The following is a 16,268-nucleotide window of genomic DNA, read 5'->3' on the forward strand; positions in this document are numbered from 1 at the left end:
CCGTATGGCCGACTACCGGAAGACCCTCAACCTGACCGACACCCCGTTCCCGATGCGCGGCGACCTCGCCCGACGCGAACCGCAATGGGTCGCCGAATGGCAGGAATCCGGTCTGTACGAGCGCATCCGCGCGGTATCGCAGGGCCGCCCGCGCTTCGTCCTGCACGACGGGCCACCCTACGCCAACGGCGACATCCACATCGGCCACGCGGTGAACAAGATCCTCAAGGACATCATCGTCCGCGCCCGCACGCTCGCTGGCTTCGATGCGCCTTACGTCCCCGGCTGGGACTGCCACGGCCTGCCGATCGAACACCAGATCGAGAAGCTGCATGGCAAGCACCTCCCGGCCGACCGTGTGCGCGCCCTCTGCCGCGCCTTCGCCAGCGAGCAGATCGAGCGTCAGAAGAGAGACTTCATCCGCCTCGGCGTCCTGGGCGCGTGGCAACAGCCCTATCTGACGATGGAGTTCAAGACCGAGGCCGACGAGATCCGCGCACTCGGCCGCATCCTCGACCAGGGTTACCTCTACCAGGGGCTGAAACCGGTCAACTGGTGCCTCGACTGCGGCTCGGCACTCGCCGAGGCCGAGGTGGAATATGAGGACAAGAGCTCGCTGGCGATCGACGTCGCTTTCGAAGTGCACCCCAACCACGCTGCCAGACTGGCCCGTGCCTGCGGCCTGACGCACCTGCGCGGACCGGCCTTCGCCGTCATCTGGACGACGACGCCGTGGACGCTGCCCGCCAACGAGGCGGTCTGCGCCCACCCGGATTTCGTCTACGACCTGATCGAGACGGCGAAGGGAGCGCTGCTCCTGGTGCGCGAGCTGGCGCCGGCATGCCTGCAGCGTTACGGACTGAGCGGCACGGTGATCGGCTCGGCGACCGGCGCCGAACTCGAGCAGCTGCTGCTCCGGCACCCCTTCCAGGCGCGCGACGTGGCGCTGATCTGCGGCCGCCACGTCACCCTCGAGGCCGGCACCGGCCTGGTACATACGGCACCGGCGCACGGCACCGACGACTACCTGATCGGCAAGGTCTACGGCCTGCCGATGAACAATCCGGTTGCCGACGATGGCCGCTTCGTTGCCGGTACGCCGCCCCTGGGCAGCGGCGAACTCAGTGGCCGGTCGGTCTGGGAAGCCAACCCGCAGGTCGTCGATGAGCTCGCCGGCAGCGGCCACCTGCTGCACTCGGAAACCATCCGCCACAGTTATCCGCACTGCTGGCGCCACAAGACCCCGATCATCTTTCGCGCCACGACGCAGTGGTTCATCGGCATGGAGCACCGCCCGCCGGCCCCGCCGTCGTCGCCGACACACACCGGCGCCGAGGAGCCGACGCTGCGCTGGCGCGCCGAACGCGCGGTCGACGAGACGCAGTTCTTCCCCAGCTGGGGACGCGCGCGGCTCGAGGCGATGATGCGTACCCGACCGGACTGGTGCGTCTCGCGGCAGCGCAACTGGGGCGTGCCGCTGCCCTTCTTCCTGCACCGCGAGAGCGGCGCTCTGCATCCGCGCACCGCCGAGCTGATCGAAGCCGTCGCGCAACGCGTCGAACGAGCCGGCATCGAAGCCTGGTTCGCCCTCGACCCGGCCGAGCTGCTCGGCAGCGAAGCCGCGCACTACCGCAAGATGAGCGACACGCTCGACGTCTGGTTCGACTCCGGATCGACCCACTCGAGCGTCCTGCGCGGCTCGCACCGCGACGAACTCGCCTATCCGGCCGATCTCTACCTCGAAGGCTCCGACCAGCACCGCGGCTGGTTCCAGAGCTCGCTGCTGATCGGCTGCGCGATCGACGGGCGTGCGCCGTACAAGGCCCTGCTGACGCACGGCTTCGTCGTCGACGGCAAGGGCCTCAAGATGTCGAAGTCGAAGGGCAACGTCATCGCCCCGCAGAAGATCGCCGATACCCTCGGCGCCGAGATCCTGCGGCTGTGGGTGGCGGCGACCGACTATTCGGGCGAGTTGTCGATCTCCGACGAGATCCTCAAGCGCGTCGTCGAAAGCTACCGCCGCATCCGCAACACCTTGCGCTTCCTGCTCGCCAACACCGCCGACTTCGACCCCAGTCGAGACATGCCGGCGGTCGGGCAGTGGCTGGAGATCGACCGCTACGCACTGGCGATGACACGGCAAATGCAGGCGCAGTGCGAGGCCGACTACGAGCGCTTCGAGTTCCACCGCGTCATGCAGGCGCTGCAGACCTTCTGCTCCGAGGATCTCGGCGGCTTCTACCTCGACATCCTCAAGGACCGCCTGTACACCACGGCTGCCGCTTCGCACGCCCGCCGTTCGGCGCAGGGCGCGCTGTGGCACATCCTGCAGTGTCTGCTCAAGCTGATGGCGCCGGTGCTCTGTTTCACCGCCGAGGAAATCTGGCAATTGCAGAGCGGGGATCGCCGCGACTCGGTGATGCTGCACACCTGGCAACCGCTGCCGGCGCCCGCGGACGAAGCGGAACTGGTCGACAAGTGGCGCCGCCTGCGCGGCTACCGTGCCGAGGTCATGCGCGCACTCGAGGAATTGCGCATCGCCGGCCGCATCGGCTCGTCGCTGCAGGCGGAGGTGCGCATCCACTGCGCGGGCGAGAAGTACGACACACTGGCGGCGCTCGGCGACGACCTGCGCTTCGTCCTCATCTGCTCGCAGACGACCCTGGTCCACGACAGCCGGGAAGAACTGGTCTGCGCGCCCCTGCCGCACGCCAAGTGCGAACGCTGCTGGCACGTGCGCGCCGATGTCGGCAGGCATGCCGAGCACCCCGGGCTCTGTGGCCGCTGTCTCGACAATCTCTTCGGTGCGGGCGAAGCACGTGCCTTCGCGTAACATCGACCGCTGGCTGTGGCTGGCCGGCATCGTCGTCGTCCTCGACCAGATCAGCAAGTGGCTGGTCCTCGGCTGGCTGCGGCCGGGCGACAGCGTCTACTTCGCGCCATTCTTCAACTGGGTACTGGTCTTCAACCCGGGCGCCGCGTTCAGCTTCCTCTCCGATGCCGGCGGCTGGCAGCGCTGGTTCTTCACCGCGCTGGCGATCGCCATCGCCGCCTGGATCGTCAGCATCCTGCCGCGCCACAGCGGCGAGTTCCGGCTCTCGCTGGCGCTCACCATGATCCTCGGCGGCGCCGTCGGCAACGTCATCGACCGCCTGCGCTTCGGCGCCGTCGTCGACTTCATCCAGTGGCACGCGGCCGGCTTCTACTGGCCGGCGTTCAACCTCGCCGACGCGGCGATCTGCCTCGGTGCCGGACTGATGATCTGGGACCAGTTCGCCAGCGGCAGCGCCCGGCGCCAAGGCAGCCCGCCCTGAGCAGGGAGCGGCCGCCGTGCCGCCGCCCTTCCATCGCCACCACGCACGGGAAAACGCATGCCGCCAACCGCCACGCCAGCAGCCGCCAGCGTCGATCGTGACAGCTACCTGACGCTGCACTACAGCCTCGCCGACCTCGCTGGCAACGAATACGTCAGCACCTTCGGGCTGTCGCCCGCCACCCTGCAGATGGGTAGCGGCCAGCTTGCCGAGACCCTCGAGGAGTGCCTCCTCGGTCTCGCCGTCGGCGGACGCCACGTCTTCGAACTGGCGGCGAGCGAGGCCTTCGGCGAGCACAATCCGCGCCTGGTCGAACGCATCGCGCGCAACGCGCTGCCGCCGGACATCGAACTCCGGACGAACTCGCTGATCGAATTCAGCTCGACCGACGGCGCCAGCTTCGCCGGACTCCTCTGCGAACTCGACGACAGCAGCGCGCTGTTCGACTTCAACCATCCACTCGCCGGCAAACCGATCCGCTTCGAGGTCGAGCTCATCGCCATTCTCTGAGGTCCAGCGCATGCAAATCCTGCTCGCCAACCCCCGCGGTTTCTGCGCCGGCGTCGACCGGGCCATCGCCATCGTCGAACGAGCGATCGAGAAGTTCGGCGCGCCGATCTACGTCCGCCACGAAGTCGTGCACAACCGCTTCGTCTGCGATGACCTGCGCGCCAAGGGCGCCGTCTTCGTCGACGACCTCGCCGAGGTGCCCGCCGGCAGCATCGTCATCTTCAGCGCACACGGCGTCGCCAGGGCGGTCATCGAGGAGGCCGCCGAACGCGGCCTGCGGGTCTTCGACGCCACCTGCCCGCTGGTCACCAAGGTCCATGTCGAGGTCGCCCGGATGCGGCGCGAGGGACGCGAGATCGTCATGATCGGCCACCGCGGCCACCCCGAGGTCGAGGGGACGATGGGCCAGAGCGCCGACGGCATGTACCTCGTCGAAACCGTCGCCGACGTCCGGGAACTCGCCGTCCAGACTCCGGCACGCCTCGCCTACGTCACGCAGACGACGCTCTCGGTCGACGACGCCGCACAGGTCGTCGCCGCGCTCAGGGAGCGCTTCCCGGAGATCGTCGGGCCGAAGAAGGACGACATCTGCTATGCGACGCAGAACCGCCAGGATGCAGTCAAGCAGCTGGCGGGCCAGAGCGAGGTCGTCCTCGTCGTCGGCAGCCCCTCGAGTTCCAACTCGAACCGGCTGCGTGAGGTCGCCGAACTCGCCGGCGCCCGCGCCTACCTGATCGATGAAGCCCGACAGATCGATCCCGGGTGGCTCGCCGGCGTCAGCCGCATCGGCGTCACCGCCGGCGCCTCGGCACCGGAAATCCTCGTCGACCGCGTCGTCGAGCACCTGTCGGCCGGCGAAGCGGATCGTGTTGACCAGCTCGCCGGCAGCGAGGAGAACGTCACCTTCGCCCTGCCGCGCGAACTGCAGACCTGAAGCGCCAGCGGCGACCGCTCACCGCCCGCTGCCGGGCGTCTGCGACGCGGCGCCGGCGCGCGGCGAGGCAGGCCGCAAGCTGGAACGATCGCTGGCATGGCTGCTGCCGGCAGCAGCCTCATCGAAGTCGAGCTCGAAGCGCGCCTCGCTGCGCACGGCGACGCCCTCGATCTCGCCCGGACGAAAACGCAGGCCGGCGAAAGCGGCCTGCGCGGCGTCGCTGACCGCGGCGGGCACGCCGCTGCCGAGCACTTCGACGCGATCGACCGCGCCATCGGCGGCGATCAGCAGCCGCAGCCGGACGCGCGCACCCCGCCCGGGGCTGCTGCCCGGAGGCGGCTGCAGCAAGGGCTCGTCCTGCAGCACGGGCGGCAGCGTCAGGTCGCGGCGCGGAAAATACCAGGTCTCTGCCAGCGGCGGCAAAGACGGGACCGCGGCCAGATAGGGCGGCCGCTCGGCCAGCAGCCGGCGCTCACCGACGGCGGCGAGCGCCGGCTCGGCCGCCACCGGCGGGCGCTCGGCCGGCGCAGACGAAGCGGCTGCTTCGCCTGGCGCGTCCGCCGCCGAGCCAGCGGCAGCCGACACCTCTGGCGGCGACGGATCCCTTGCCATCGCCTCAACGCTCGCTGCAGTGGCCGGCGCCAGCGGCACGCGCAGCGTCGCCGGCATCCGCGCCAACGGCGGCGCCCCGCGGCTGCCGGCCGCCGACGGGAAGGTTGCGAGCGCCTGGCAGAGCAGGAGATGCAGCAGCAACGAGGCGAACAGCGCCCGACCGAGGCGGCTGCGCTGCTCGTGCTCCAGCGCACTGCCGGAAATCGCTGCGGTTGACGGAAGCACAGGCAGGACGGAGGATGCCGGAGCCGGCGGAAGCTGGATTCTACCGTCCGTCGCGCCGCCACCGCCGCCACTCGTCCGCCCAAAAAAACCGCACGTCGCTCACGCCTTGTCACGGCAGCCGTACGAGCTATCATCCACACAAGCCGTTGACCGGGACGCGACGTCGTCCCCACATTCGCAAGGGAGTTAAGTGCCGTGAAGAGACCAGATGGCTTCACCCTGATCGAGGTCATGATCGTCGTCGCGATCATCAGCATCCTGGCCGCCATCGCCATCCCGAACTACAACGACTACCTGATCCGCTCGCGCATCACGCACGCGACCTCGCAACTCGCCGAGCGACGCGTCCGCCTCGAGCAATTCTTCCAGGACAACCACCTCTACTACCAGGCAGCCTCCGGCGGCAATCCGGCAGTCATGTCGCCCGCCTGCGACCCGAACACGACCGACACGACGACCAGCACGTACTTCGACTTCAGTTGCCCGGGCGCGACCGCCACCACCTACACGCTCACCGCCACCGGCAAGAGTTCGATGACCGGCTTCACCTACACCGTCAACCAGGCGAACGTGCGGCAGACCACGGCCGTCATCAGTGGCTGGGGCACGCCGCCGGTCAACTGCTGGGTGACCAGCAAGGGAGGCGGCTGTTGAACGCACACCGCGGCTTCAGCCTGACCGAGCTGATCGTCGGCATCGTCATCCTCGGCGTCCTGATGGCGATGGCCGTCCCCCGCTTCAGCGACTGGCTGCGCAACGCCCGCATCCGTAGCTCGGCCGAGGCGATCCAGAACGGCCTGCAACTCGCCCGGGCGGAAGCCGTCCGGCGCAACGCAACGGTCCGCTTCCAGCTCGTCAGCGCCATCGACGACACCTGCGCCCTCGCCACCACTGGCCCGCACTGGGTCGTCAGCATGGACAACCCGGCCGGACAGTGCGCGACGGCGCCATCCGACACGGCAGCACCGCGCATCATCCAGGTGCGCAACCGCGCCGAGGGATCGCAGCAGACGCAGGTCGCCGCCGGCCAGTCAGCCTTCGTCTTCAACGGCCTCGGAAGGCTGATACCGGTGCCGGCGGCGAACGTCGCGATCGACGTCTCGAACACGACCGGCGGTACCTGTGTCGCCAGCGGCGGTTCGGTGCGCTGCCTGCGCCTGGTGGTCTCGGTCGGCGGCCAGATCCGCATGTGTGACCCGGCTTTGCCGGCTGGCGACGCGCAGGCCTGCTGATGAAAGCGACGAACAACTCCCCCGCCACCGGCCAGTCCGGCGTCATGCTGCTCGAGGCGCTGATCGCCATCCTGATCTTCTCGCTCGGCATCCTCTCGCTCGTCGCGCTGCAGGCGACCGCCGTCCAGCTCACCAGCGACGCCAAGTACCGGACCGACGCAACCTTGCTCGCCAACCGGCTGATCGGCCAGATGTGGACCAGCAGCGGCAACCTGACGGCACTGAAGACCGCTTTCCAGACCGGCGGCACGGCCTACAATGCCTGGCTCGCCGACGTCTCCGGCAGGGAAGGTCTGCCCGGCGTCGTCGCCGCATCGTCCGGCGTCGTCGCCACCCTGCCGACGGTGACCGTCGACGACACGGCCGGCGCCACCGCCGGCCAAGTGGTCATCACCCTCTTCTGGCGAACGCCGGAAATGCCGCTGAACGCTGCCGGGCACCGTCACGTCGTCGTCTCGCAGATTTCGCGCAACCCCTGATCCCGCATGAAAACGCCCGCGCCCCCGCTGCAGCACCCCACCGCCCGCGGCTTCACGCTCGTCGAGGTGATGGTCGCCATGGTCATCGGCATGATCGGCATGATCATCATGCTGCAGGTCTTCGCGACGGCCGAAGGACAGCGTCGTTCGACGACCGGCACCGGCGACGCGCAGGGCAGCGGCGCCATGGCGCTGTACACGCTGCAACGCGACATCCGGCAGGCCGGCTTCGGCTTCAACGCGCTGAATGCGCTCGGCTGCCCGCTCACCCTGCCGGCACCGGCAAGTCGCACGCTGGCGCAGCTCGCACCGGTGGTGATCAATCCGCCGACGACCGACGTCCCGGCCGGCGACGCCAACAGCGACACGCTGCTGATCACCTTCGGCAGCGGCAATGGCTCGCCCGAAGGCGACGTCGTCACCGCCGTCATGGGCCTGCAGCTCGGGCTGCAGACGGCCGGCTCCTTCGCCAACAATGACCGGGTCATCGCCGGCCCTTCGGCGCCGACGGTCGGTTGCGCGCTGACCCTGGCGACGGTGACCGCGGTGACGCCGCCGGTCATCACCGTGCCCAGCAGCGGTGCCGTCGACGGCGGGACGCTGTTCAACCTCGGCCAGAACCCGCGCATCCTCGCCTATGCGGTGCGCGCCGGCAACCTCACCGTCTGCGACTACCTGGCGGCCAACTGTGGCGCCGCCTGCACCGCCACCGACGGCACCTGCAGCGCCAACTGGGTGCCGATCGTCAACAACATCGCCGCGCTGCGCGCGCAGTATGGACACGCGTCGACCGCCACCAGCGGCGTCGACACCTGGGACCAGGTGACGCCGCAACAGCCCAGCCCGCCGAATCAGGACACCCTCGCTTGCAGTTGGGCGCGAACCTCGGCGCTGCGCATCGTCGTCGTCGCCCGCAACAGCCAGGTCGACCGCGATCAGCTCACCCAACAGGCGCCGGTGTGGGCCGGCAGCGGTGGCGTGGCGATCAACCTCAGCGCACGCACCAACTGGCAGAACTACCGTTACCGGACCTTCGAGACCGTGATCCCGATTCGCAACCTGCCCTGGATGGCGACATGTTGATGCCCCTCGATCCGTCGCGCCATCGTCTGGCGGCGGCCCGCAGCAACCGGCAGCAGGGTGTCGTCCTGCTCGTCGCGCTGATCGTCCTCGTCGCACTGACGCTCGCCGGCGTCGCCCTCGTCCGCTCGGTCGATACCGCCAACCTCGTCGCCGGCAACCTGTCGTTCCACCAGACCGCAGTGCAGGCCGGCGAGCGCAGCACCGAAATGGCGCTGAACAACTGGCTGCAACCCAACAGCGTCATGGGGAACACGACCCTGCACAACGATGCCACCGGCTACGTCGCCGCAGGCAGCGCGCAGTCGCCGGCCGCCGGCCAGTCGTGGGATGCCTACTGGGCCGCCGTGGTTGCCGGCGGCGTGACGCCGAGCGCCGGCGGCACCGATGCCGCCGGCAACACCGTCCAGTACATCGTCCACCGCCTGTGCGCGACGACCGGTGCACCGCATCTCGCCAACTGCGCGCGCGAGCCGGCGAGCACCAACACCGGCGGCAGCCAGAGTGCCGGCGGCCTCGCGCCGATCGGCAACAACCGAGTCTACTACCGCATCACGACGCGCATCGCAGGCCCGCGCCGCACCGTCGCCTACATCCAGACCATCGTTGCCCTGTAGCTGCAGGGGGTTTCACGAGGAGCTTGCCATGACCACCGCCATCCGCACCATCCGCTCGATCGCCCTGCTGAGCATGCTGATGCTCGGCGGCAACGTCCTGGCAGCGCCGACGCAACTCGCCAACTCGCCGATCTCGGGCGCCTCGTCGGTCGAGATCGCACCGAACATCCTCTTCGTCCTCGACGACTCGGGCAGCATGGACTGGGACTACCTGCCCGACTGGGCGGGCCTCGCCGCCGGTCTCCACCAGGCGAAGAACGCCGGCTTCAACGGCCTCGCCTACAATCCGGCGATCACCTACCTGCCGCCGAAGTACTTCGACGCCAGCGGTGCGCCCGACACCACCACCTACCCCAGCCAGACCTCGGCCAACACCAGCGCCTGGACCTCGGTCAAGGATGACGGCTACGGCGTGCAGAGCACCGGGCGCAGCAACCTGATCGGCATCGCTTACTACTACACGACGGTGGCCGGCGAGTACTGCACCAACCAGAGCATGAAGACCTGTGTCGCCGCCACCGCGCCGAGCGCCACCTATCCGGTCGCGGCGCGCTTGCGCTGGTGCCGCACGGCCGCCGATGCCACCGCCGCGACACCCACCGCCGGCGCCTGCCAGGCGACGCAGATCGACCCCAACCCGGGACCGCCGGCGACGCCGACCAACATCCCGTACAACTTCCCGCGCATGCCGGCGCCGCGCGCCAGCGTCCTCAGCATCAGCGGCAGCAGCAGCACCTCGGTCAGCAGCATCACCGTCGGCGGCCAGCAGATCCTCTCGGCGGCGACGCCGGCGACGAGCAGTCCGGCGCTGCTCGCCGGCTACATCGAGAGCGCGATCAACGCCTGCAGCTTCACCCTGGTCTCGCCGTGCCAGGTCGTCGGCTACCGCGCCGTCGCCGTCGGCGACACGGTGACGATCAGCGCGCCGGGCCTCAGCAGCGCGACGCCGGTCCTGACGCAAACCGGAACGATGACGCTGAGCGCGACCGCCTTCGCCCGGCCGGCGAGCAACCTCGCCCCCGGCGAGAACCTGCTGACCGTCATCACCCCCAGCGTCACGCTGCCGGCCAAGGCGGCGACGCGCAGCGACTGTGCCGCCGACCCGTGCACCAACGCCGAGGAGATGACCAACTACGCCAACTGGTGGGCCTATTACCGCACCCGCATGCAGTCGATGAAGACCGCCAGCAGCCTGTCGTTCCAGCCGATCGGCAGCTCGTACCGCATCGGCTACATGAGCATCAACAACAACACGACGCTGGACTTCCAGAACATCGACACCTTCAGCGCCACCCAGAAGAAAGCCTGGTACGACAAGGTGTTCGCCGCCGTCCCGAACCAGAACACGCCGCTGCGCGTCGCGCTGGCCAACGCCGGCCGCCTCTACGCCGGCCGCCTCAACGGCAGCACGCTCAACGGCGTCAGCGTCGTCGATCCGGTGCAGTTCTACTGCCAGCCGAACGTCACGCTGCTGTCCACCGACGGCTACTGGAACCAGGGCGCCGGTTTCCAGTGGGACGGCACCACCGCCGTCGGTGACCAGGACGGCCCGGGTCTCGAGGTGCGCCCGCAACTCGACGGCGGCCCGTGGAAGCAGCAGAGGATCACGACGCAGATCACCGAAACGCAGACGCCGACGCAGGCGACGCAGGCACAGGAGACGAGGAGCCAGTTGCAGAGATTGGACGCACTAGTCGAGGAAAAAACCTTCACGCAGCCGCAGGAGAGCACTTCCCGCCTGCAGAGCATGGACGGCCAATGGCAGACCCGAACCTCGGAACTTGGTGGCAGCACCTTCACGCAGGCACAGACCAGCACGCTGACGCAACTGCAACGGCGACGGATGTTGCTGCAGAGCCGAACCGGCCCGCTGCAGCAGAGAACCGGGACGCTGCAGACGCGATCGCAGACGCAGATGCAGACCCGCACCGCACAATTGCAGAGCATGACGGCGCAGCTGCAGAGCAAGACCTACCAGTTGCAGCAGCGGGTGACGCAGGTGCAACAGCGTACGTCGACGAACGCCGGCACGACCTGGAGTACCTGGACCGACACGACCTCGTGTTCGCAACTCACCAAGGGCGCCACCGGCACCAATCGTACCGAGTGCCGGGTATTGTCGCAGACCGCGTGGACCGATGTTGCGAGCTGCTCGGTCGCGGCCGGCGGAGCGGTGCTCGTCAACCCCGGTCTCGACAGCGAGGCGACGCTCTACACCACCGACTCGCAGTGCCAGTACACCTCGCCCTCGTGGGTGAATGCCGCCAGTTGCACCGCGATCGCCAAATCCCCTGGACCGACCAACTACACGGTCGGAACGGCGGTCGACTGCCAGACGACTTGGCCGAATCCGTGGGTGAATGCCTCGTCCTGCACCAGATCGCCGACCGTCGATTGCCGTTACGACAGCTGGACGGCCTACAGCAACGTCAGCTCGTGCACCGCGCAAGCGCAGTCTTCGGGACCGGACTACACCGTCGGTCTCGCGCGCGAGTGCCTGAGCAACCAGTGGACCCCGTGGACCAACGCCAGCGGCAGCTGCACCAGTTCGTCGACCGTCGAATGCCAGTACCTCTGGACCGGCTGGAACAACGTCAGCAGCTGTACCGCCAATCCCGCCTCGACCGCATCGCCTTACAGCGTGACGAGCCCGGTCGAATGCCAAGTCGCCTACGGATCATGGAGCAGTCCCTTCAGTGGAAGCTGCACCGAGGTCACCACCGGTGGCACCCGGAAACAGTGCCAGTACACCGGCATCTGGGACGGTGTCACCCCCAGCAACCCCGGCGGCTGGTCGAACGTCCTGAGCTGCAGTGCCGTAGCGCCCTCGACGGGTCCGACCTACACCACCGTAGTGGAGTGTCAGATGGGCTGGACGAGTTTCACCAATACCGCCAGTTGCACCGCCAACGCAACGACCCAATGCCAGACGACTTGGACCAACTGGAACCCGATGCCTTCGTGTACCGTTTCGTCGACCCAGCAATGCAGCTATGGCGCGTGGTCGGGCTATAGCAACGTTGCCTCATGCAGCCCAGTAAACAAGTCTCCTGGACCAACGAACTACACCGTGGCGCTCGCCAGGGAATGCAAACCGACCTGGCCGAATGCATGGGTCGACGCGACTTCCTGCACCGTCTCGTCCACCTCTTCCCTGCTCAGGCAGTGCCAGTACACGGCGTGGAGTGGTTACACCGACACCGGCTCCTGCACCGCGGTGGCGCGGTCGACGGGTCCGACAAGCTACAGCGTCGGCGTCGCCCGGCAGTGCCAGACGACGTGGACCCCGTGGTCGGCAGTGGCGTCCTGCACGCCGGTCAGCGGCTCGCGCGAATGCCAGACGAGCTGGCCCAATCCCTGGGTGAACGCCAGCACCTGCAGCCCCAGTGCCACCCAGCAGTGCCGGGATTGGCCAATCATTGGCAGCTGGACGAACGTCGCCTCCTGCACCCCCGGTACCGTCGCCGGCCTGACGACCAGCTGCCAGTACGTGGTGCCGCCGCCCACCTCGCAGTTCGTCGCCAGCTGTACGCCGGGAACCTCCGGCACCGGCGTCGTCACCAGCTGCAGCACCGACACCGTCGGTCCGGTCGACGTCGCCTCCTGTACCCCCGAACCCGCCACTGCGGCCAACAACTACGTCGAGACGACCTGCCCGATCGTCGCCCTGGGTGCGACCGCGGACACCCTCGCCGACGTCGCCGAGTACTACTGGAAGACCGACCTGCGCGACCCGTCGCAGACCCCCGATCGCTGCACCGGCGGACCGGTCGTCGCCGGCGGCGTGACGACGCAGAACAATGTGTGCACCAACGACACCAAGTATCCGCGGCAGTACATGAGCACCTACACCCTCGGTCTCGGCGCCTCCGGCCTGATGCAGTACCAGGCCGACTACCTGACCGCTGCCAGTGGCGACTTCAACAGCGTCAAGCTCGGTCTCGTCGCCGACCCGAGCACCGGCATCTGCCCCTGGCAGACGATCGGCGAGTGCAACTGGCCGAAACCGGAGAGCAACACGCAGAGCAACATCGACGACCTCTGGCATGCGGCGGTCAATGGCCGCGGCACCTACTTCAGCGCGACCGACCCATCGTCGCTCGCCGCCGGCATCAGTGGCGCGCTGCAGACGGTCACCGTCCGCGACGGCGCCCTCGCCGCCGTGACGGTGACCACCGCGAATCTCGCGCCGGGCAGCAACGAGATTTTCGAGGTCTCTTTCCGCGTCGGCGAGTGGTCGGGCGACATCGTCAAGCGGACGATCGACGGCACGACCGGCGCCATCTCGAGCACCCCGGCCTGGTCGGCGCAGGCACAGCTCGACACCAAGGTCTCGGCAGCAACCCATACCGCACGCACGATCTACCTGTTCGAAGCCGGTGGCAACAGTTCCGGCAGCGGCGTGGACAATCTCAAGTTCTTCCTTTGGGCGAATCTCAGCACGAGCCAGAAGAACAATTTCCTGTCGCCGCACATCGACACCCTGACGCAGCTCTGCAGCATCGGCACGACCTGCCTGACGAGCACGGCGAAGGCCAGCGCCGAAGGCGAGAACCTGCTCAACTTCATCCGCGGCGACAAGAGCAACGAGGGGCCGATTGCCGACCTCGGCAAGTACTATCGCCAAAGGACCCACATCCTCGGCGACATCGTCGGTTCGGAAGCGGTGTACGTCCAGGGATCGCCGTGGAACTACGTCGACTACAACTACGCCGGCTTCAAGACCGCCAACCAGAGCCGCACCGCGATGGTCTATGTCGGTGCCAACGACGGCATGCTGCACGCCTTCAACGCCAGCACCGGCGAGGAGGCGTGGGCCTACGTGCCGGGCGCGGTCCTCTCGCGCCTGTTCAAGCTCGCCGACAAGAACTACGGGGCGCAGAACATGCACCAGTTCACCGTCGATGGCACGCCGGTGGTCGGCGACATCTGCGTCAGTGACTGCGCGACGCCCGCGTCCGGGTCGCTGCCGACCGTCTGGAAGACGATCCTCGTCGGCGGCCTGAACAACGGTGGCCGCGGCTACTACGCGCTCGACATCACCAACCCGGCAGCGCCGAAGGCCTTGTGGGAATTCACCCACAACGACCTCGGCTACAGCTATGGCAACCCGGTGATCACGAAGCTCAAGGACGGCACCTGGGTGGTCGTCGTCACCTCGGGATACAACAACCTGTCGCCGGGTGACGGCGGTGGCCACCTGTTCATCATCCGGGCCAGCGACGGCACGCTGCTGCGCACGATCTCGACCGGTGCCGGCGACACCACGACGCCGAGCGGCCTGTCGCGCATCTCGGCCTGGGCCAACTTCCCCGACGCCAACAACACCGCGCAGCGCGTCTATGGCGGCGACCAGCTCGGCAACCTCTGGCGCTTCGACGTCAATGGCGACATCCCGGTGCCCGCCGTCCCGCCCGCAACGCCGGTGTACGACGTACAGCGCCTCGCCACGCTGAAGGATCCGTCGGGTGTCGCGCAGCCGATCACCACCCGGCCGGAACTCGGCAAGGTCGGCCCGCACGCCGTCGTGTACGTTGGGACCGGACAACTGCTCGGCACCGACGACCTGGCGACGACGCAGACGCAGACGATCTACGCCATCAAGGACCGTCTGCTCGACGAGGACTACGGCAGCCCGCGGCCGCTCAGCCCGCCACAGACGACACCGCCGCCTGGCGATTTCGTCGCCCAGACGCTCACCTCGGCGACCTGCCCGACGGGCAACCCGTTCTGCACGGCCGGCCGGCCGATCGTTCTCGGCACCAGCAACCCGGTGGACTTCGACGTCAACGACGGCTGGTACGCCGACTTCCCGGTCGCTGGCGAGCGCGTCAATACCGAACTGCGCCTGCAACTCGGCACGCTGGCGCTGAACACCAATACGCCGACGCTGGGTGCCTGCGTTCCGGTCGGCATCAGCTTCGCCTACTTCTTCGACTACAGCGGCGGCAGCCCGGTCGACGGCACCAGCGGCCTCTCCGGCATCCGGCTCGGCGATTATCTGAGCAGCACGCCCAGCGTCATCCGGCTGGTCGACGGCACGATCAAGGAACTGATCCGGACCGACGCCCCCGGCACCATCAGCACGCCGGTGCCGACGGCGCCATCGCCGCTCGACACCCGCCGCGTCTCGTGGCGCGAGCTGGTCACCGAGCAGTAGCGCCCGATCCCGCCCGATCCTGCACCAACGGAAAGCCGCGCAAGCGGCTTTCCTTTTTTTGGTCACCGCAGTCGCCGAAGTCCCCGGCGACACCCACCGCGTCGCTGCAGAGTGTCGGAAATCTTTACACCGAGCTTCCTGGACACCGCCTGGACGAACCGAGCCCATATCTTATCAATTTTTAAATCAACATACTGGAAAGAGTCTGTGAAATCTGGCACGGTAACTGCTTTCTTTTCTTTGCGGGACGAAGCGTTCTTCCCGGACTGACCAACTGAAGAGAGGACAACATGAAAAAACTCAACAAGGCACTGGCCGTCGCGGCCGTTGCAGTGAGCGCAGCCTACATGCCGGCCGCCCAAGCCACCGACGTGGCTCTCGAACTCGCTCTCCTGATCGATGTCTCGGGCAGCGTCGACGCCAGCGAGTACGCTCTGCAGAAGGGTGGCTATGTGCAGGCCTTCCAGAGCGCCGGCATCCAGAACCTGATCGAGAACTTCACCGGTGGCAAGGGCATCGCCGTGACCTACATCGAATGGTCGAGCGCCAACGAGCAGGCTCAACTGGTGGGCTGGACGCACCTGCAGACTGCTGCCGACGCCAACGCCTTCGCTGCCGCCGTCAACGGCACGGCTCGTGCATTCAGCGGCCTGACCGCCCCCGGCAGCGCGATCAATTTCGCCGCTCCGCTGTTCAACAACAGTTTTGACGGCCGCCAGGTCATCGACGTTTCGGGCGACGGCGAAGAGAACGACGGCGCCAATACGGCGACGGCTCGCAACAACGCCCTCGTCGGCGGTGTCAACGCAATCAACGGTCTGGCCATCGGTGGTGCTGGTCTCATCGCTTGGTACGACGCCAACATCAAGGGCGGAACCAACGCCTTCGTCATCGGAGTATCGCAGTTCTCCGACTTCGCCGGCGCCGTCGAGACCAAGATCGGTCGCGAAATCACCGGCGCTCCCGAGCCGGGTTCGCTGGCCCTCGCCGGCCTCGCCCTGGCCGGTGTCGCAGGCCTGCGCCGCAAGCAGCGTTCCTGATCGCAGTTCGATCGGCATAGGGGCGGTCAGAGTACCTGACCGTTCCCCTGCCACACCACCCGGCA

The 16,268-nt window shown here is 67.8% G+C and carries 12 protein-coding genes; 11 read left to right on the forward strand and 1 reads right to left on the reverse strand.

Features of this window, described 5'->3' with window-relative positions:
* Positions 1-4 precede the first annotated feature (4 nt).
* From ileS to ispH, 4 genes are read left to right on the forward strand one after another with little or no spacing between them, the layout of a single operon-like run.
* On the forward strand, positions 5-2,833 hold the full coding sequence (gene ileS / locus V5B60_RS19685; RefSeq protein WP_332349451.1) for an isoleucine--tRNA ligase: 2,829 nt from the start codon (positions 5-7) through the stop codon (positions 2,831-2,833).
* Complete coding sequence (gene lspA / locus V5B60_RS19690) at positions 2,820-3,314, forward strand: signal peptidase II (protein ID WP_034934807.1); 495 nt, start codon at positions 2,820-2,822, stop codon at positions 3,312-3,314. Before ileS ends, lspA begins: the two co-directional genes overlap by 14 nt.
* Before the next feature lie 57 nt (positions 3,315-3,371).
* Positions 3,372-3,824: an FKBP-type peptidyl-prolyl cis-trans isomerase gene (locus V5B60_RS19695; protein ID WP_332349454.1), complete on the forward strand. Its 453-nt coding sequence runs from the start codon at positions 3,372-3,374 to the stop codon at positions 3,822-3,824.
* Between the two features lie 10 nt (positions 3,825-3,834).
* Positions 3,835-4,758 carry a 4-hydroxy-3-methylbut-2-enyl diphosphate reductase gene (gene ispH / locus V5B60_RS19700; RefSeq protein WP_332349456.1) on the forward strand — a complete coding sequence of 308 codons (924 nt, stop codon included), beginning with the start codon at positions 3,835-3,837 and terminating at the stop codon, positions 4,756-4,758.
* An 18-nt stretch (positions 4,759-4,776) separates the two neighbouring features.
* On the opposite strand, the gene V5B60_RS19705 is transcribed toward ispH, so the two are convergent.
* Positions 4,777-5,595: an energy transducer TonB gene (locus V5B60_RS19705; RefSeq protein WP_332349458.1), complete on the reverse strand. Its 819-nt coding sequence runs from the start codon at positions 5,593-5,595 to the stop codon at positions 4,777-4,779.
* 195 nt (positions 5,596-5,790) lie between these two features.
* On the opposite strand from V5B60_RS19705, the gene V5B60_RS19710 reads away from it, so the two are divergent.
* The 7 genes from V5B60_RS19710 (at position 5,791) to V5B60_RS19740 (ending at position 16,203) form a co-directional block, all read left to right on the forward strand.
* On the forward strand, positions 5,791-6,249 hold the full coding sequence (locus V5B60_RS19710; RefSeq protein ID WP_332349460.1) for a type IV pilin protein: 459 nt from the start codon (positions 5,791-5,793) through the stop codon (positions 6,247-6,249).
* Positions 6,246-6,827 (forward strand): GspH/FimT family pseudopilin, encoded by a 582-nt coding sequence (locus tag V5B60_RS19715; RefSeq protein WP_332349461.1) that lies wholly within the window; start codon positions 6,246-6,248, stop codon positions 6,825-6,827. Before V5B60_RS19710 ends, V5B60_RS19715 begins: the two co-directional genes overlap by 4 nt.
* Entirely contained in the window at positions 6,827-7,306 is a 480-nt protein-coding gene (gene pilV, locus V5B60_RS19720) for a type IV pilus modification protein PilV (protein ID WP_332349464.1), read from the forward strand. Before V5B60_RS19715 ends, pilV begins: the two co-directional genes overlap by 1 nt.
* A gap of 6 nt (positions 7,307-7,312) precedes the next feature.
* The gene (locus V5B60_RS19725; protein WP_332349467.1) at positions 7,313-8,389 is read left to right on the forward strand and encodes a PilW family protein; all 1,077 of its coding nucleotides are present in this window, start codon (positions 7,313-7,315) and stop codon (positions 8,387-8,389) included.
* Positions 8,383-9,003: a pilus assembly PilX family protein gene (locus tag V5B60_RS19730; RefSeq protein WP_332349468.1), complete on the forward strand. Its 621-nt coding sequence runs from the start codon at positions 8,383-8,385 to the stop codon at positions 9,001-9,003. The genes V5B60_RS19725 and V5B60_RS19730 overlap by 7 nt, the downstream gene beginning before the upstream one ends.
* A 28-nt stretch (positions 9,004-9,031) precedes the next feature.
* Complete coding sequence (locus V5B60_RS19735) at positions 9,032-15,163, forward strand: PilC/PilY family type IV pilus protein (protein ID WP_332349471.1); 6,132 nt, start codon at positions 9,032-9,034, stop codon at positions 15,161-15,163.
* A gap of 290 nt (positions 15,164-15,453) precedes the next feature.
* Positions 15,454-16,203 carry a DUF1194 domain-containing protein gene (locus tag V5B60_RS19740; protein ID WP_332349474.1) on the forward strand — a complete coding sequence of 250 codons (750 nt, stop codon included), beginning with the start codon at positions 15,454-15,456 and terminating at the stop codon, positions 16,201-16,203.
* Positions 16,204-16,268 lie beyond the last annotated feature (65 nt).

Source organism: Accumulibacter sp., assembly GCF_036625195.1.
Lineage (GTDB): Bacteria > Pseudomonadota > Gammaproteobacteria > Burkholderiales > Rhodocyclaceae > Accumulibacter.